Below are 16,453 nucleotides of genomic sequence, written 5' to 3'. Positions count from 1 at the left end.
GGACCCCCACACATGCCCTTCGTCCGCATCGATGCCCTCGGATCCGACCCCGAGCGGCTGGACGCCCTCGGCCGTGCCGTGCACGACGCCCTGGTGGAGGCCATCGGGATTCCGGCCGACGACCGGTTCCAGGTGCTGGTCGGTCATGACGGCAGCCGAAACACCCTGCGCTACGACGACGGCTATCTCGGCATCCGCCGGGACGACGGCCTCGTGTTCGTCACGATCACGATGCGCTCCGGGCGGACACCCGCGCAGAAGCAGGCGCTGTTCCGGCGGACAGCCGAACTCGCCCACGAGTACGCGGGGACCGAGCCGCGGAACGTGTTCGTCAACCTGCTCGAGAACGAGCCCGTCGACTGGTCGTTCGGCGAGGGGGTCGCGCAGTACGCCGACAGCCCCGCGCCCGTCGATTCCCCCGCCCTCACCGGACCGTCGTCCTAGGCCACGGCAATGTCCACGGACGGCCGGAGCTTTGCCGCCGCAGCCAGGGCCTCATGCACGGGGTGGGTGTCGAAGGCTCTCAACAGAGCGATGCCCGCGGGGAGTTCGGCGGCCGGGTAGGCGATCTGCTCGTACGCCGCCTGGAAGCGCGGGCCCCAGCGGCGGGCGCCGAGGCGCGCCGTGCGGGAGCAGTTGTCGACCATGCAGGCCACGTCCCGGGCGTGCATGTAGGGCAACAGTGAGTCGACGGCCTCGATGACGGATTCGTTGACGATCTCCGACCAGGGGTGGCCGCGCTCGGCGAACTCGTCGACCTGGGCCGTCATGGTGGCGACGAACACCCCGGCGGTGAACGGGTCGACGGGCAGCTCCCGTTCGGCCCGCCGGGCGTGCGCCCGCTCGCTCACGGCCCACATCGGCGAGCCGCCGATCCGGCTCATCGGGCGCGCCCCGAGCCGCTGTTCGGCCAGGATCACACTGCGCAGCTCGGTGCCGTCGGCGACCTCGTCGTAGATCTCGGCGACGATCTCGCGCGCGGGTCCGTAGGTCGCCGTGTACGCGCGGTCGAAGACGTCCCGGCCTACGGCGTCCAGGCCCTCGCGCACCGCCCTCAGGCCGGCCCGGGAGATCGTGCGGGCGATCGGGCCGGTGACGTTCTCGCACGAGCGCTCGTACGCCGTCACTTCGTCGTCCCCGGCGAGGCGGTAACGGGCGTACAGGCTCTCGACGATGCCGTGTACGGCGCCGAGCAGGATGGCACGCTCGCCGACGATGTCCGACAGGTACTCGCTGTCGAGCGTGGTGCGGAAGGTGTACGGCGAGCCCAGCGCCACCGACCAGCCGAGCGCGAGGTCGACGGCCCGGCCGTCGGGGTCGGCGTGCACGGCGAAACTGCTGTTGATTCCGGCGCCGTTGATATCGGCGCCCTGCTCGTAGAGCCTGCGCACGGAGTCACCCATCCCCTTGGGGCACACGGCGATCACCCCGTGCCCCTGCGGGAACTGGGCGCCCGTCTCCCGCAGGTGGCCGAGCAGGAAGCCGTGCGAGAGGCCGATGACGGCGCCTGGCTTCAGGACGGCGAAGATCTCCGGGTGGTGGGCGGCGAGCGCGGCGTCGGCGATCAGCAGGATCACCAGGTCGCTCTCGGCGGCGACGGCGAGCCAGTCGCCGAGCGTGCCGTCCTCCTCGGTGAAGCCGTGGGCGCGGGCGTCGGCGGCCGAGCGGGAGCCGGGACGCAGCCCGACGGCCACCCGGATGCCGGTGCCGGCGAGGGAGTCGCGCAGGTTGCGGGCCTGGGCGCGGCCCTGTGGGCCCCAGCCGATCACGCCGATGCGGCGGACGCCGGCGAAGGCCTGCGGCAGCAGCGGGAAGAGGTGCCGGCCGCCGCGCAGGATGGTCTCGGTGCCGCCGGGCACGTTCATCGTTTCGAGGGGGAAGACGCGGGAGGTGCAGGTGGTGGAGGTCATGGTCGAGTTGTAGGCTCCACGCGGGTGTTGCAGCAAGCGCAACTTATGCAGCGCACCGTTTCGTCAAATGAAACAGCGAGGTCGAAGGGCATGCGCGACGATCACCGGGAGCTGCGCCTCTTCCTCCGTCTGGCGCAGACGCTGAACTTCGGCCGGACGAGCCTCGACTGTCATGTGAGTCCCGCGACGCTGACCCGGACCGTGCAGCGGCTGGAGGCGGACCTCGGACACCGGCTGTTCGACCGGGGTCCGCGCGGGGTGTCGCTGACGGCGGAGGGGCATCGCTTCCGTGCCTACGCCGTCCAGGCACTGGAGTTGTGGCGTTCCTACCGCGAGGAGCATCCCGACCCGGCCGAACTCACCGGCCGTCTCACGGTGTTCGCCACGGTGACCGCCTGTCAGGCACTCCTGGCCGACCTGTTGGGGCCGTTTCGCGCCACGCATCCGCAGGTACGGCTGGATCTGCGCACCGGAGACGCGGCAGCCGCGCTGGCCCGGCTGGACGAGGGAGAGGCGGACGTGGCGGTCGCGGGGATCCCGGCGCGGCTGCCGGAGCCGCTGGTGAGCCGGACGGTCGCGGTCACCGAGCTGGTCTTCGTGACCGCCCGGGACCGGCCGGACTCCGGCCTGGAAGGGCCCTTCGTGCTGCCGCACCGGGGCCTGGTCCGGGAGGCGGCCGACCGCTGGTTCCGGGCGCGCGGCCGGGTTCCCGAGGTGGCCGGTGAACCGGACGGCCACGAAGGACTGTTGACGCTGGTCGCCCTCGGCTTCGGCACCGGCGTGGTCCCCCGCCTCGTACTGGAGCACAGCTCGATGCACGACCGGCTGTCGGCGATCCCCGCCCCTGGTCCGCCGCCGGAGCCGTTGCCGATCGGGCTGTGCGTCCGGCGGGCCGATCTGCGCCGCCCGGCGGTGGCGGCGCTGTGGAGTCTGACGGATCGGACCCCGTAGGCGTCACGCCGTCGCCAGCGCCCCCAGCGGATCGTCCAGCACCGGCTGCCACGCCAACTCCGCGGCGCCGACCAGGCTGTTGTGGTCGAGGGAGCAGGCCAGGATGGGGACGCCGCCGCTGCGGCCCCACAGGCTGCGGTCGGCGACGACCGCGCGCAGCCGGTCGGGGTCGGCGTCCAGGAGGGTGCGGTGCAGGCCGCCGAGGATGATCCGGTCGGGGTTGAGGATGTTCACCAGGCCGGCGAGTCCGAGGCCGAGGCGGTCGATGAGCGCCTCTGCGGCAGCGCGCACGCCGGGGGCGTCGTACTCGTGCCGGATCAGGTCGTTGGCCTGCTGGAGCAGGGACACCTCGGGGCCCGGCTCGCGGCCCGCCGTCGTGAGGAAGGCCAGCGGGTCGGCCTCGACGTCGAGGCAGCCGCGGCTGCCGCAGTGGCAGGGGCGGCCCTCGGGGTTGACGGTGAGGTGGCCGACTTCGAGGGCGAGGCCCGAACTGCCCGAGTGCAGCCGCCCGTCGAGCACCAGCGCACCGCCGACGCCGCGGTGCCCGGTGGCCACGCACAGCAGGTCGCGGGAGCCGCGCCCGGCGCCGTGCCGGTGCTCGGCGAGCGCGGCGAGATTGACGTCGTTGGCCGCGAAGGCCGGTCCGGTGACGCCGGCCGCGCGGACGCACTCGGCGAAGATCTCCCGCACGGGCGCGCCCGCCGGCCACGCCAGGTGCAGGGGGTTCAGCGCCAGGCCCTCCGGCTCCGCGACCGCCGACGGCACCGCGAGACCGGCGCCCACGCACCGCCGCCCGGTCTCGCGCAGCAGTTCCGCACCGGCGTCCACGACGGACCCGAGCACCTTGGCCGGATCGGCGTCGACGGTCTCGCAGCCGGGCGCGGTCGCCACGATCCGCCCGCCGAGTCCGACCAGTGCCGCCCGGAACCCGTCGGCGTGCACCTGCGCGGCCAGCGCCACGGGCCCGTCCTCGGCGAGCTCCAGCCGGTGCGAGGGGCGGCCCTGGGAACCGGCGGCGGCACCCGGCCGGGCGTCGACCCGGATCAGCCCCAGTGCCTCCAGCTCGGCGGCCACCGCGCCGGCCGTGGCCCGGGTGACGCCGAGTTCGGCGGTGAGCACGGCCCGGGTCGGGGCCCGCCCGGTGTGCACGAGCTCCAACGCGGGCCCGAGCGCGCCGCGCCCCCGGTCCAGTCGCGTCCTCGAGGTGGTCCCTTCCCCCGCCGGCCGGGGGTCCGCCTTGCCGCTCATGAGGGCGAGTCTCCCATGATCCGCACGTCAGCCGGCGTCCGCCGGGAAGCCGCTGACCCGCAGGGTGATGTTCAGCCGTCCGGCCAGGCCGAGCCAGGGCGGTGCGGTGCCGGCATGCACCCGCGGCACCCCGTGGTACGCCATCCGCGACGGCCCGCCGAACACGAACAGGTCACCGCTGCGCAGCTCGACGTCCGTGTAGGGCCGGGCCCGGGTCTCGGTGTTGCCGAACCGGAAGACGCAGGTGTCACCGAGGCTCAGGGACACCACCGGCGCGGCGGACTTCTCGTCGCTGTCGCGGTGCATGCCCATGCGGGCGTCGCCGTCGTAGAAGTTGATCAGCGCGATGTCGTACGCGGCTCCCGTGGCCGCCTCCGCGCCGAGCGCGTCGGCCACCGCGCGCCGGCCCAGCTCACCGAGCCACGCCGGGAACGGCTTCACGGGGGCGCCGTCTCCGTCGACGACCGTGCGGGCGTAGACGTACGGGTACCCGTGCCGGCCAGGGCACTCGGGGTTGTCCCGTACGGCTCGACCGCAGTTCGGGCATCTCCGTACAACGCCCCAGTGCAGGCCCAGGCAGACCTGGCGGGCGGTCATCGTGCCACCGCCGGGCGTGCGGACCGTGCGCAGTCCCGCTGGCGGGCGCGCCCATTCCCGGCAGGCGCTCAGCAGCTCGCGCTGGCGTTCCGCGCCGAGCCAGTCCGGCACATGCACCGCGCCCGGCGCGATCTTTGTACGGTCCCTGGGGAACAGCTCGGCCTCCATGCCGTCCATCCTCCCGCACCGGCCCTGAGCTGCGGCTCGGTTAGCCTTGACCGCACGATGAACGACCGTATGACGACGCCCTGGGGCGAGCTCGCACTGACTCGCTTTCCCGAGGACCCCCGCGACCGCCTGCGTGCCTGGGACGCCTCCGACGAGTACCTGCTGCGACACCTCGCGAGCGAGGGCGTGCCGCTGTCCGGCACGGTCGTGGTGCTCGGCGACCGCTGGGGCGCGCTGGTGACCGCGCTGGCGGCGCACGGGCCGGTGCAGATCACGGACTCGTTCCTGACGCAGGAGGCGACCCGCGCGAACCTCGCCCGGGACGGCGTCGAGCCCGGCACGGTGCGTCTGCTCACCACCCAGGATCCGCCGCCCGACCGGGTGGACGTGCTGCTGGTGCGGGTGCCGAAGAGCCTGGCGCTGCTGGAGGACCAGCTGCTGCGGCTGGCGCCCGCCGTGCACCCGGGCACGGTCGTCGTGGGCACCGGCATGGTGAAGGAGATCCACACCTCGACGCTGAACCTGTTCGAGCGGATCCTCGGCCCGACCCGTACCTCGCTCGCCGAGAAGAAGGCCCGGCTGGTCTTCTGCACGCCGGATCCGTCCCTCGTCCGGCCCGCCAACCCCTGGCCGTACAGCTACGTGCTGCCCGGCGGCATCGGTCCGGTGTCCGGGCACACCGTCGTCAACCATGCGGGCGTCTTCTGCGCCGACCGGCTGGACATCGGCACCCGCTTCCTGCTGAACCATCTGCCGGACACGCGCGGTCCGCGGCGGGTCGTGGACCTGGGCTGCGGGAACGGTGTCGTCGGTACGGCGGTGGCGGTGGCGAACCCCGAGGCCGAGGTGCTGTTCGTCGACGAGTCGTTCCAGGCCGCGGCGTCGGCGGAGGCGACGTACAAGGCGAACGGCGTGCCCGGGCACGCCGAGTTCCGGGTCGGGGACGGGCTGGCCGGGGTGCCCTCCGGCAGTGTCGACCTGGTGCTGAACAATCCGCCGTTCCACTCGCACCAGGCGACGACCGATGCGACGGCGTGGCGGATGTTCACCGGCGCGCGGCGCGCGCTGCGGCCGGGCGGCGAGCTGTGGGTGATCGGCAACCGGCACCTCGGGTACCACGTCAAGCTGCGGCGGCTGTTCGGCAACAGCTCGCTGGTCGCCAGTGATCCGAAGTTCGTGGTCCTGAAGGCCGTCAAGCGGTAGTCGGCCGGCGGAGCGTGGTGATGATCCGTGCCACCGCCCGGGCCATCGCCTCCCGGCCCACGCTCAGATAGCTGCGCGAGTCGACCGCCTCGGGGTGGGCGGTGAGGAACTCCCGGATCGCGCCGGTCATGGCGAGGTTGAGTGCGGTGCCGACGTTGACCTTGGTGATGCCGCCGGCGACCGCCGCCGTCAGTTCCTCGTCCGGGACGCCCGAGGAGCCGTGCAGGACGAGGGGGACGTCCAGGGTGCCGGAGAGGCGTGTGAGGAGGGCGCGGTCGAGGGTGGCGGTGCGGGTGGTCATGGCGTGCGTGCTGCCGATGGCGACGGCCAGGGCGTCCACGCCGGAGTCGGTGACGAAGGCGCGGGCCTCGGCGGGGTCGGTGCGCGCGCCGGGCGCGTGGGCGTCCAGCGGCGGCCGTCCGTCCTTGCCGCCGACCTCGCCCAACTCGGCCTCGATCCACAGCCCTTGGGCGTGCGCCCAGTCGGCGGCGGCCCGGGTCGCGGCCAGGTTCTCCTGGTACGGCAGCCGGGACGCGTCGTACATCACGGAACTGAACCCGGCGTCCGGTGCCTGCCGCAGCAGGGCGTCGCTCTGCACATGGTCGAGGTGCAACGCGACGGGTACGGCGGCCCGTTCGGCGGCGGCGACGGCCGCGCGGGCGAGCGGGAGCAGTCGTCCGTGACGGAACCTGACCGCGTTCTCGCTGACCTGGAGGACGACGGGTGCGTCGACGGACTCGGCGCCCGCGACGACCGCCTCGACGTGCTCCAGGGTGATGATGTTGAAGGCGGCGACGGCGGCTCGGGCCGCGGCCGCGCGGGTGACGAGTGCACCGGTGGTCACGAGGGGCACGGCTGCTCCTTGCGGGCGGCTCAGAGGATCACCGAGCGGGTGAGGTGGCGGGGCCGGTCCGGGTCCAGGCCCCGGGCTTGGGCCACGGCGACCGCGAGCCGCTGGACGCGGACCAGCTCGGCGAGCGGGTCGAGACCGCCCGCCATCCATCGGCCACCGGTGGCCCGCACCTGCTCGGGGAGCCCTTCCGGCGCCGCACCGAGCATCCAGGTCGCGGTGGAGCGCGTGGTGATGCTGATGGGGCCGTGCCGGTACTCCATCGCCGGGTAGGACTCGGTCCACGCCTGGGCCGCCTCCCGCAGCTTCAGGGCGGCCTCGTGCGCCAGGCCCACGGTCCAGCCGCGGCCGAGGAAGGTGAACTGGCCGCAGTCCACGAGGCCTTCGGGCAGCTCGGCGGCCAGCGCGGTGCGGGCGTCGGCGACGACGGCCTCGGTGTGCAGTCCGAGGTGGGCGCGCAGCAGGGTCAGCGCGGTGGTCGCGAAGCGGGTCTGCACGACGGACCGTTCGTCCGCGAAGTCGAGGACGACGACGTCGTCGGCGGCGTCCGTCACCGGCGTGCTCGGGTCAGCGGTGATCGCGGTCGTCCGGATGGTGCCGCTCACCTTTCCGAGCAGGTCCAGCACCTCGGTGGTGGTGCCGGAGCGAGTGAGGGCGACGACCCGGTCGTACGGGCGGCCGTACGGGAACTCCGAGGCCGCGAAGGCGTCCGTCTCGCCCTCCCCCGCGCCCTCGCGCAGGGCTGCCGCGGCCTGCGCCATGAAGTACGACGTGCCGCAGCCGACGATCGCGGCCCGCTCCCCCGGTGCGGGCAGCGCGCCCCCGTGCCGCGCCGCCAGGGACGCGGCGCGGGTCCAGCACTCCGGTTGGCTGCGCAGCTCGTCCTCGACATGCGTCATGCGACACCCCTCCCTGATGTTTGTTCTTGCAAGTTACTCCCCTCCTTCGAGCATCATCAAGCATCTCGGCCACAGTCAGGTGCGCTAGGGTCGCCGCAGAACGAGGAACGGACGGAGGGTGCGGATGTCGCGCGACGCCCGCTGGAAAGCGCTGCTGGAGCTGCTCGTCGAGCGCGGCCGGCTGGACGTCGAGGAGGCGGCTGCCGAGCTGGCGGTCTCGGCCGCGACGATCCGCCGGGACTTCGACCAGCTCGCCGAGCAGCAGATGCTGATCCGCACCCGGGGCGGCGCGGTCGTGCACGGCGTGTCGTACGAGCTCCCCCTGCGCTACAAGACCGCCCGGCACGCCTCCGAGAAGCAGCGCATCGCCAAGGCCGTGGCCGATCTCATCGCCCCCGGCGAGGCGGTGGGGCTGACCGGCGGCACGACCACCACCGAAGTGGCCCGGGCCCTGGCCGTGCGCAGCGACCTGGCCACCGGCTCGCCCGCGCTCACCGTGGTCACCAACGCGCTCAACATCGCCAACGAGCTGGCCGTCCGCCCCCAGTTCAAGATCGTGGTGACGGGCGGGGTGGCGCGGGCACAGTCGTACGAGCTCATCGGTCCGCTCGCCGACGGCGTGCTCAGCCAGATCACCCTCGACGTGGCGGTGCTCGGTGTCGTCGCCCTGGACGTGGTGCACGGCGCGGCGGCGCACGACGAGGCGGAGGCGTCGATCAACCGGCTGCTGTGCGAGCGTGCCGAGCGGGTGGTGGTCGCCGCGGACTCCAGCAAGCTGGGCCGCCGGGCGTTCGCCCGGATCTGCGCCGCGGAGACGGTGGACACGCTGGTCACGGACACGGCGGTGGACGAGCACACAGTGCGACGATTCGAGGAGGCGGGGGTCGGGGTCCTCGCGGTGTGACCGACCGGACTCCCGATTCGCGCCGCCCGCGTACCGGACCCTCGATTCACGACGCTCCTGTGTTCGATCGCGCCTAAGCTGGAACCGCGCCGGCCGGACCGGGCGAGGGAGGCTGTGATGGCCGAGACACCGAGGGACGAGGGGTTCGGGCGCTCACGGTATCTGCCGATCGCCGAACACGGGCTGATCGGCGATCTGCGGAGCGTGGCCCTGGTGGGCACCGACGGCACGATCGACTGGTACTGCTGCGGGGCCTTCGACGCGCCGAGCGTGTTCGCCTCGATCCTGGACGCGGAGCGGGGCGGCGCCTTCGAGCTGGCGGCGAGCGTGCCCGGGCGGACCAAGCAGTTCTACTTCCCCGACACCAACGTCCTGATCACCCGGTTCTTCACCGAGGACGGCGTCGGCGAGGTGCAGGACTTCATGCCGATCAGCGGCGAGTCGACCGAGGCCGAGCGGCACCGGCTGATCCGGCGTGTGATGTGCGTGCGCGGTTCCCTGCCGTTCAAGGCGCGGGTGGCGCCCCGGTTCGACTACGGGGCCCGGCCGCACACCCTGCGGATGGTCGGCGACGTGGCCGTCTTCGACTCCGAGGACCTGTCCCTGGCGCTGACCGCCACCGTGCCGCTCGAGGCCGACGGTCCCGACGCGTGGGCGGACTTCAAGCTCGCCGAGGGCGAGTCGGCGGTGTTCGCGCTGGACCGGGTCGGGGGCGATGTGACGCCCCGCCGGTGCCCGCACATGGAGGCGGAGGAGCAGTTCGGCGAGACGGTGGCCTACTGGCGCCGCTGGCTGTCCGCCTCGAAGTACCGCGGCCGCTGGCGGGAGATGGTGCATCGCTCCGCGCTCACGCTGAAGCTGCTCACGTACGCGCCCACCGGCGCGATCGTGGCCGCGCCGACGACGAGCCTGCCCGAACAGCTCGGCGGCGAACGCAACTGGGACTACCGGTACGTCTGGGTGCGCGACGCCGCCTTCTGCGTGTACGCGCTGCTGCGGCTGGGCTTCACCAGCGAGGCCGAGGCGTTCATGAAGTTCGTGACCCGGCACATCAGTCCGGGCGCCGGCTGCCACGCCGGCCCGCTGCAGATCATGTACGGCATCGACGGGCGCACCGACCTGCCCGAGCGCGAGCTCGACCATCTGGAAGGGTACGAGGGCTCCGCGCCGGTGCGGGTCGGCAATGGCGCCGCCGAGCAGCTCCAGCTCGACATCTACGGTGCGCTCATCGACTCGATCTACCTGTACGACAAGTGGGCGCAACCCATCTCCAGCGACCAGTGGGACGACGTCTGCGCGCTGGTCGACTGGGTGTGCTGCCACTGGGACCAGCCGGACGAGGGCATCTGGGAGACCCGCGGCGGCCGCAAGAACTTCCTGTACTCGCGGCTGATGTGCTGGGTGGCGATCGAACGGGCGATCCGGATGGCCAACCGGCGCGGGCTGCCCGCCGATCTTCCCCGGTGGCGGCAGTGCCGCGACACGATCTACCGCCAGATCATGCGCCGCGGCTGGTCCGAGCAGCGCCAGGCCTTCGTCCAGTACGAGGACGGCGAGGTACTCGACGCGGCCGTGCTGATGATGCCGCTGTCGAAGTTCATCGCCCCCACGGATCCCAAGTGGCTGGCCACCCTGGACGCCCTCACCAACGAGCTGGTGTCCGACTCCCTGGTCTACCGCTACGACCCGCAGGCCAGCCCCGACGGTATGCGCGGCGACGAGGGGACGTTCTCCATCTGCTCGTTCTGGTACGTGGAGGCGATGGTCCGCGCCGGACGGGTGGACGAGGCGCGGCTGGCGTTCGAGAAGATGCTCACCTACGCCAACCATCTGGGCCTGTACGCCGAGGAGATCAGCCACACGGGCGAGCAACAGGGCAACTTCCCGCAGGCGTTCACTCATCTCGCCCTGATCAGCGCGGCCTTCAACCTGGACAAGGCCCTCGGCTGACCGACCGGCCGGGCCACGCGGCCGGCGCAGCGCTGTCACGTCCCGGCCGCCAGGCGTGCCGTCGTCTCCATGAGGGAGACGGTGAAGGGGTGTCGGGGCTCGGTGAGCACCCGTGGGGCCGGGCCCTGTTCGACCAGTTCGCCCGCATCCAGGACGGCGATGCGGTGGGCAAGTCGGGCGGTGTCCAGGTCGTGGGTGATGAGGACCAGGGAGAGGTCGTCGCGGTCGCGGAGCAGGCCCGCGAGGACGTCGAGGAGGCCGCGGCGGGTGACCGTGTCGAGGCCGGAGGTGATCTCGTCGCAGATCAGCACCCGGGGGTGGGCGAGCAGGGCGCGGGCCAGGGCTGCGCGCTGGAGTTCGCCGCCGGAGAGCCGGGCGGGGCGGCGGCTCGCCAGTTCCTCCGGCAGGCCGAGGCGGGTGAGCGTGGCCAGGGCCTCCGCCTCGGCCGTCTCCGCGTCGGCACCGCGCAGGCGTACGGCGGTCCGGGCGACCTGGTCGAGGACGGGCCGGTAGTCGTCGAAGGCGGCGCGGGCGTCCTGGAAGACGTACTGCACGGCCGCCAACCGGTCACGGTCGCGTTGCCGCAGACTGCGCGGGAGCGGGCGGCCGTCGAGCAGGATCTCTCCGCTGTGGTCGCGGTGGAGCCCGGCCAGACAGCGGGCGAGGGTGGTCTTGCCGCTGCCGGAGCGGCCGACGACGGCCAGGCATTCACCGGCCTGCACGGTGAGCTCCGGTACGCGCACCGCCACCGTCGTACCGCGGTCGCCGTCCCGGTGACGTGCCGTCATGTCCCGTACGTGCAGGACCGGTTGTGCTGCAGCCGGGGGCGGCTCGTGCTGCGGGCCCGGGGTCTGTGCGTCGAGCAGCCGGCGGGTCCACTCGTGCCGGGGCGCGAGCCACAGCCGCTCGGGCGGGCCCGACTCCACCACCTGCCCCGCCCGCATCACCAGGACGTCGTCGGCGAGTGCGCGGACGACGTCGAGGTCGTGGCTGAGCAGAACCACCGCGATGCCCTTCGCCGCGACCGCGGACAGCTGGCCGACGATACGGGACTTGGTCAGTGCGTCCTGGCCCGTGGTGGGTTCGTCCGCGACGATGACCCGGGCGCCGAGCAGGAGCGCCTGGGCGAGAACGACGCGCTGCTGCTGACCGCCGGACAGCTGATGGGGGAAACGGCGCAACAGGGCTTCGGCGTCGGGGAGCTGGGCGTCGGCCAGGGCCCGGAGCAGGAGTTCGCGGGTGGCCGCCCTGCGCTCGCGGCGCGGCAGGTGACGCACCTGGGTGCGGGCGATGTCGTTCAGGAGGGCGCAGACCCGGCGGGCGGGGTTGAGGACGGCCGCCGGGTGCTGTGGCACGTACCCCACCAGGCCGCCCTCCGGCACCCGCACGTCCCCGGTGACCCGGGCGCCGGACGGGTACTCGCCGAGCAGCACCAGACCCGTGGTGGTCTTTCCGCTGCCGGACGCGCCGACCAGCGCGGTCACCCGGCCGGGCAGGACCCGCAGGTTCACTCCGTCGACGATCGCCCGGCCGTCGATCTCGACCCGCAGGTCCGCGATCTCCGCGACGGCATCCACTCGGTTCAGCTCCTGGGTCACGGCCGTCGTTCCTTGTCTGTGCCGCGGTGGCCCGACGCGGCTGTTCCGCGCTGGTCCAGTGCGGCGTCGAAGAGCAGGTTGCCGCCCGTCGTCAGGGCGATGATCAGCAGGGCGGGCACCACCACGGCCCAGGGCTGCACGGCCAGGCCGGTGCGGTTGCGGTCCACCATGACCGCCCAGTCGGCGGCGTCCGGTGCGACGCCGACGCCGAGGAAGGCGGCCGTCGCCACCAGGTAGAGCACGCCGGTGAGCCGGACACCCGCGTCCGCGGCGAGCGTGCGCAGCGTGGCACGGCCGACGTAACCGACCGCCATCCGCCACCAGGTCTCGCCCTGCATGCGCAGCGCCTCGACGGCGGGCCGTGCGGCGGCCTCCGCGGCGGCGGCCCGCACGATCCTGGCCGCGTCCGGGATGTTGACCGCCGCGACCAGCAGCGCCAGCCCGACCGCACCCGGCTCGAACACCGACGCCACCAGCAGGATCAACAGCAGCGACGGCACGGCGAGCAGCACGTCCAGGGGCCGCATCAGGAGCTCCTCGAGCCACCTGCGGTGCGTGAGCGCACCGAGCAGACCGAGGGGCAGCGCCACGGCATACGCCAGCGCGGTCGCCGCGAGCGCGGTCACCACCACGGGCCGGCCTCCGTGCAGCACCTGCTGCCACACGTCCCTGCCCACGAAGTCGGTGCCCAGCCAGTGGCCGTCCCCGAGCGTGAACGACGTGGCGCGCGGCCCCGGATCGCCCGCGAACAGGGGCCCCAGCAGGGCGAGGACGAGAGGTACGCCGATGACGGCGACGCCGAGCGCGAATCTCCCCGTGAACCTCACGCGGCCACCCCCGCCCGTGGCGCGAACCGGTGGGCGACGAGGTCGGCGCCCAGGTTGAGGACGACGGTCAGGACGCCGAACACCACGGCGAGGCCCTGCACCACGGGCACGTCGCGTTCGGCGACGGCGTTGAGCAGGACGGTGCCGAGTCCGGGGATCACATAGAGGGCCTCCACGACGATGACGCCGCACAGCAGCCAGTCGATGGTGCGGGCGAGTTGCTGCGCGGCCGGGGCAACAGCGTTGGGCAGGGCGTGCGCATAGCGGACGCGGATGCCGGCGACGCCGTAGCGGCGGGCGTGCACCGTGTACGGCGCGGCCAGCGCGTCGACCATCCCGGCCCGCACCAGCCGGGCCAGTGAACAGACCGGCCGGGACAGCAGCACGAGGACCGGCAGGACGAGTACCGCCGGGTGGGCGAGCAGGTCGGTGCCGTAGCCGACGGCGGTCGGTGGCAGCCAGCCCAGCTGGAGCGCGAGTACGGTCACCAGCAGCACCCCGAGGGCGAATTCGGGGATCGCGTACACGGCGAGCGTCACCGAGCTGACGAGCCGGTCGATCAGCCGGCCCGCGTGCCGCGCGGCCAGCACGCCGAGGCCGAAGCCGATCGGCACGAGCAGCACGACGGTGAGCGCGGCCAGCAGCAGGGTCGGGCCGAGGCCGTCGCTGATGTACCGGCCGACCGGCCGGCCGGAGGCGAGCGAGGTGCCGAAGTCGCCGTGCAGCAGGCCCGCCGCCCAGTCGGCCAGCCGCTCGTGCGCCAGCCGGTCCAGGTGCATGGCCTCCCGGATCGCAGCGATCCGCGCCGGGTCCGGCTGGTCGCCGGCGAGGGCGACCGCGGCGTCGCCCGGCAGCGCCTCGGTGAGCGCGAAGACCAGCAGCACCACGGCCACGGTCTGCAGGGCGCCGAGGAGCAGCCGCCGGGCGACGAAGGAGCGAAGTCCGCTCACGCCAGCCACACCTTGTCGAACCGCGCCCAGTCGAGCGTGTTGGCGGGGGCGTTGCGTTCCACCCCCTTGACGGTGCGGGCGGTGCCGAGGATCCAGTCGGCGAAGCCCCACACCAGGAAGCCGCCCTCGGTGTACAGGCGGCGCTGCATGCGCTCGTACACGGCGGCCCGTTCGGTCTTGTCCCGGGTGGACTGGGCCTGCTGGTAGAGCGCGTCGAAGTCCTTGTGCTGCCACTTGGTGGCGTTGGTGGTGGAGTCGGTGAGCAGCCGCTGGGAGATGTGCGCCTCGATGGGCATGGCGCCGGAGCGGTAGCAGGCGAGGGTGCCGGAGTCGAGGATGTCGCTCCAGTACGAGTCCTTGCTGCCCATTCTGACCTCGACGGTGACGCCCGCCTTCTTCGCCTGGTCGCGGAAGATTCCGGCGGCCTCGGTGAACCCGGCGGCGACGGCCGAGGTGTCGAGGGTGACCTTGAGGTTCTCGGCGCCCGCCTGCTTCAGCAGGGCGCGGGCCTTGTCGAGGTCCTGCTCGCGCTGCGGCAGACCGTCGGCGTAGTACTCGTAGCCCTTGCCGAACAGGTCGTTGCCGACCTCGCCCGCCCCGGACAGGGCGCCGTCGACGAGTTCCTTGCGGTCGGCGATGAGGAAGAACGCCTGCCGCACCCGCTGGTCGTCGAAGGGCGCCCGGTCGGTCTTCATCGCGAAGGCCTGCATGGCGCTGTTGCGCAGCCGCACGATCTCGATCTGGCCCTTGCCCTCATGGGCGCGGGCGGTGGTGGGGTTGAGCTCGTGGGCGTACTCGACCTGGCCGCCGAGGAGGGCGTTGACGCGCGCGGACTCCTCGTTGGCGACGAGGAACTCGAGCTCGTCGAGGTAGGGGGCGCCCTCCCAGTGGTCGTCGTAGCGGCGGACGACGGCGGAGCGGCCGGGGGTGAAGGACACGAACCGGAAGGGGCCGGAGCCGATGGGCTTCTTGTCGAAGTCGGTGGCGTTCTCGGGCACGATGTACGCGCCGAACGCGGCCAGGATGTTGGGGAATTCGGCGGTCGGCCGTTTCAGTACGAACTCGATGCTCCGCTCGCCGGTGGCGCGGCTGGCGTCGAGGTCGATGGGCTCCAGGGACGCCTTGGCGCGGAACGCCTGCTTGGGATCGACGATCCGGCGGTAGCTGTAGAGCACGTCCTGGGCGGTGACCGGCCTGCCGTCGTGGAAGGTGGCCTTGCGCAGGGTGACCTGCCAGCGGTCCAGCGTCCTGTTCGGCTCCCACTCGGTGGCGAGGCGGGGTTCGGCGGACAGGTCGGCGCCGTAGTCGGCGAGCTTGTCGAACAGCGCCTTGGCGCGGGCCACGTCGACGAAGAGGTTCGCGAGATGCGGGTCGAGGGTCTCGCTCGCGCCGCCCCCGGCGAAGGCGGCGCGCAGCCGTCCGCCGCGCTTGGGCTTGCCGTCGCCCTCGCTCGCGCCGGGGCGGGCGGAGGAGCCGCAGCCGGTGAGGGCGAGCGCGCCGAGGGAGGCGGCGCCGGTGGCGGCGAGGAAGCCGCGGCGGCGCAGGCCTGGGAAGCGTTCGTCGTGCATGAGGGTTCCTTGGGGAGAGACGGGACAGGTCAGTGGGGGGTGTTCAGACGCGCGACGACGTGCAGCCGGTCCGCGTCGGTGGTCGCGCCGGGCAACTCGCCCTCGTGCCAGGGGGGTTCGGTGCGCGGTCCGGGGCCGTCGTACAGATCGAGGACCTCGAAGCCGTGGGCGGTCAGGAAGTGGCGCAGCTCCTGCGGGAACAGCAGCCGCCATGCCGAGCGCTGTTCGACGGGCGCGGAGCCGTCGTCGGCCGTCCAGATGCGCGTACGGCGCAGGAGTTGGGCGGTACGGTCCACCGTGAGCGTGGTGCTGGAGCGGTACTCGGTGCCCCGCCAGGTGAACTGGTTGACCCTGGGCCGGTCGAGCAGGTCCGTACGGCCCAGGAAACAGGCGCCGTTGCGCATCTCCGCGACCAGCAGGCCGCCCGGTGCGAGGGCCCGTCGGCAGGAGGCCAGGAAGCCGTCGAGCTGGTCGTTGGTGTGGCAGTAGAGCAGCGCGCTGTCCAGGCACACCACCGCATCGAACGTGCCCAGGTCGAAGCCGTGCAGGTCGGCGCGGACGTATGCGGGCCCGGGGTGATGGACACGGGCGTACCCGAGCATCGCCTCGGAGAGGTCGGCCCCGGTGACGGTGCGCCCGGTGACGTGCAGGAACGCCGCGTCGCGGCCCGTGCCGCAGCCCATGTCCAGCACGCGCGGGCCGGCGCCGTGCCGGCGCAGGCAGTCCTCGGTCCAGCGGCCGGCCAGGCGGTCCGGATCGGGGAAACGGGCCTCGTACAGCTCGGGGTTGTCGGTGAGGAGGTTGTTCGCAGTTGTCGTAGGGGACATGTC

At 73.0% G+C, this 16,453-nt stretch carries 15 protein-coding genes; 5 read left to right on the top strand and 10 right to left on the bottom strand.

Annotated elements, in window-relative coordinates; all coding sequences use genetic code 11:
- Positions 1-12: 12 nt before the first annotated feature.
- Positions 13-444 (top strand): tautomerase family protein, encoded by a 432-nt coding sequence (locus ACFV7R_RS29405; protein WP_385268752.1) that lies wholly within the window; start codon positions 13-15, stop codon positions 442-444.
- Here the strand turns inward: ACFV7R_RS29405 and ACFV7R_RS29400 are convergent.
- Positions 441-1,910 (bottom strand): ketol-acid reductoisomerase, encoded by a 1,470-nt coding sequence (locus ACFV7R_RS29400; protein WP_385268750.1) that lies wholly within the window; start codon positions 1,908-1,910, stop codon positions 441-443. The two genes, ACFV7R_RS29405 and ACFV7R_RS29400, sit on opposite strands and share 4 nt — an antisense overlap.
- Positions 1,911-2,000: 90 nt before the next feature.
- Here ACFV7R_RS29400 and ilvY point away from each other — a divergent pair, with 90 nt between their 5' ends.
- Positions 2,001-2,861, top strand: a complete 861-nt coding sequence (ilvY, locus tag ACFV7R_RS29395; RefSeq protein WP_385268748.1) for an HTH-type transcriptional activator IlvY — start codon at positions 2,001-2,003, stop codon at positions 2,859-2,861.
- A 3-nt stretch (positions 2,862-2,864) separates the two neighbouring features.
- On the opposite strand, the gene ACFV7R_RS29390 is transcribed toward ilvY, so the two are convergent.
- Together ACFV7R_RS29390 and ACFV7R_RS29385 are read right to left on the bottom strand one after the other, a co-directional pair.
- Entirely contained in the window at positions 2,865-4,109 is a 1,245-nt protein-coding gene (locus ACFV7R_RS29390) for an ROK family protein (RefSeq protein WP_385268746.1), read from the bottom strand.
- A gap of 27 nt (positions 4,110-4,136) precedes the next feature.
- The gene (locus ACFV7R_RS29385) at positions 4,137-4,874 is read right to left on the bottom strand and encodes an alpha-ketoglutarate-dependent dioxygenase AlkB family protein (protein ID WP_385268744.1); all 738 of its coding nucleotides are present in this window, start codon (positions 4,872-4,874) and stop codon (positions 4,137-4,139) included.
- A gap of 69 nt (positions 4,875-4,943) precedes the next feature.
- On the opposite strand from ACFV7R_RS29385, the gene ACFV7R_RS29380 reads away from it, so the two are divergent.
- Positions 4,944-6,077: a methyltransferase gene (locus ACFV7R_RS29380; RefSeq protein WP_385268879.1), complete on the top strand. Its 1,134-nt coding sequence runs from the start codon at positions 4,944-4,946 to the stop codon at positions 6,075-6,077.
- Here the strand turns inward: ACFV7R_RS29380 and ACFV7R_RS29375 are convergent.
- Positions 6,067-6,930: a ketose-bisphosphate aldolase gene (locus ACFV7R_RS29375; protein WP_385268742.1), complete on the bottom strand. Its 864-nt coding sequence runs from the start codon at positions 6,928-6,930 to the stop codon at positions 6,067-6,069. The two genes, ACFV7R_RS29380 and ACFV7R_RS29375, sit on opposite strands and share 11 nt — an antisense overlap.
- 20 nt (positions 6,931-6,950) lie before the next feature.
- Complete coding sequence (locus ACFV7R_RS29370; protein WP_385268740.1) at positions 6,951-7,826, bottom strand: SIS domain-containing protein; 876 nt, start codon at positions 7,824-7,826, stop codon at positions 6,951-6,953.
- Between the two features lie 124 nt (positions 7,827-7,950).
- On the opposite strand from ACFV7R_RS29370, the gene ACFV7R_RS29365 reads away from it, so the two are divergent.
- Both ACFV7R_RS29365 and ACFV7R_RS29360 read left to right on the top strand, forming a co-directional pair.
- Positions 7,951-8,730, top strand: a complete 780-nt coding sequence (locus ACFV7R_RS29365; protein WP_385268738.1) for a DeoR/GlpR family DNA-binding transcription regulator — start codon at positions 7,951-7,953, stop codon at positions 8,728-8,730.
- A 117-nt stretch (positions 8,731-8,847) separates the two neighbouring features.
- Entirely contained in the window at positions 8,848-10,680 is a 1,833-nt protein-coding gene (locus ACFV7R_RS29360) for a glycoside hydrolase family 15 protein (RefSeq protein ID WP_385268736.1), read from the top strand.
- A gap of 35 nt (positions 10,681-10,715) precedes the next feature.
- On the opposite strand, the gene ACFV7R_RS29355 is transcribed toward ACFV7R_RS29360, so the two are convergent.
- Genes ACFV7R_RS29355 through ACFV7R_RS29335 form a run of 5 tightly spaced genes read right to left on the bottom strand, consistent with a single transcriptional unit; the run spans position 10,716 to position 16,450 of the window.
- Positions 10,716-12,278 (bottom strand): ABC transporter ATP-binding protein, encoded by a 1,563-nt coding sequence (locus tag ACFV7R_RS29355; RefSeq protein ID WP_385268734.1) that lies wholly within the window; start codon positions 12,276-12,278, stop codon positions 10,716-10,718.
- Positions 12,275-13,105 carry an ABC transporter permease subunit gene (locus tag ACFV7R_RS29350; protein ID WP_385268732.1) on the bottom strand — a complete coding sequence of 277 codons (831 nt, stop codon included), beginning with the start codon at positions 13,103-13,105 and terminating at the stop codon, positions 12,275-12,277. The genes ACFV7R_RS29355 and ACFV7R_RS29350 overlap by 4 nt, the downstream gene beginning before the upstream one ends.
- Positions 13,102-14,055, bottom strand: coding sequence for an ABC transporter permease (locus tag ACFV7R_RS29345; RefSeq protein WP_385268731.1), 954 nt, complete (start codon positions 14,053-14,055; stop codon positions 13,102-13,104). The genes ACFV7R_RS29350 and ACFV7R_RS29345 overlap by 4 nt, the downstream gene beginning before the upstream one ends.
- Positions 14,052-15,623: an ABC transporter substrate-binding protein gene (locus tag ACFV7R_RS29340; RefSeq protein WP_385268730.1), complete on the bottom strand. Its 1,572-nt coding sequence runs from the start codon at positions 15,621-15,623 to the stop codon at positions 14,052-14,054. The genes ACFV7R_RS29345 and ACFV7R_RS29340 overlap by 4 nt, the downstream gene beginning before the upstream one ends.
- A gap of 29 nt (positions 15,624-15,652) precedes the next feature.
- Positions 15,653-16,450: a class I SAM-dependent methyltransferase gene (locus ACFV7R_RS29335; RefSeq protein WP_385268728.1), complete on the bottom strand. Its 798-nt coding sequence runs from the start codon at positions 16,448-16,450 to the stop codon at positions 15,653-15,655.
- Positions 16,451-16,453: the final 3 nt, after the last annotated feature.

It is taken from the genome of Streptomyces sp. NPDC059866, from assembly GCF_042731325.1.
In the GTDB taxonomy this organism is placed as follows: Bacteria; Actinomycetota; Actinomycetes; order Streptomycetales; family Streptomycetaceae; genus Streptomyces; species Streptomyces flavusporus.
This window is presented reverse-complemented; position numbering and strand designations above follow the sequence as displayed.

Coding starts and splice junctions, on each gene's coding strand:
- ACFV7R_RS29405 (WP_385268752.1), top strand. CDS start 13: ATGCCCTTCGTCCGCATCGATGCCCTCGGATCCGACCCCGAGCGGCTG.
- ACFV7R_RS29400 (WP_385268750.1), bottom strand. CDS start 1,910: ATGACCTCCACCACCTGCACCTCCCGCGTCTTCCCCCTCGAAACGATG.
- ilvY (WP_385268748.1), top strand. CDS start 2,001: ATGCGCGACGATCACCGGGAGCTGCGCCTCTTCCTCCGTCTGGCGCAG.
- ACFV7R_RS29390 (WP_385268746.1), bottom strand. CDS start 4,109: ATGAGCGGCAAGGCGGACCCCCGGCCGGCGGGGGAAGGGACCACCTCG.
- ACFV7R_RS29385 (WP_385268744.1), bottom strand. CDS start 4,874: ATGGAGGCCGAGCTGTTCCCCAGGGACCGTACAAAGATCGCGCCGGGC.
- ACFV7R_RS29380 (WP_385268879.1), top strand. CDS start 4,944: ATGACGACGCCCTGGGGCGAGCTCGCACTGACTCGCTTTCCCGAGGAC.
- ACFV7R_RS29370 (WP_385268740.1), bottom strand. CDS start 7,826: ATGACGCATGTCGAGGACGAGCTGCGCAGCCAACCGGAGTGCTGGACC.
- ACFV7R_RS29365 (WP_385268738.1), top strand. CDS start 7,951: ATGTCGCGCGACGCCCGCTGGAAAGCGCTGCTGGAGCTGCTCGTCGAG.
- ACFV7R_RS29360 (WP_385268736.1), top strand. CDS start 8,848: ATGGCCGAGACACCGAGGGACGAGGGGTTCGGGCGCTCACGGTATCTG.
- ACFV7R_RS29340 (WP_385268730.1), bottom strand. CDS start 15,623: ATGCACGACGAACGCTTCCCAGGCCTGCGCCGCCGCGGCTTCCTCGCC.
- ACFV7R_RS29335 (WP_385268728.1), bottom strand. CDS start 16,450: ATGTCCCCTACGACAACTGCGAACAACCTCCTCACCGACAACCCCGAG.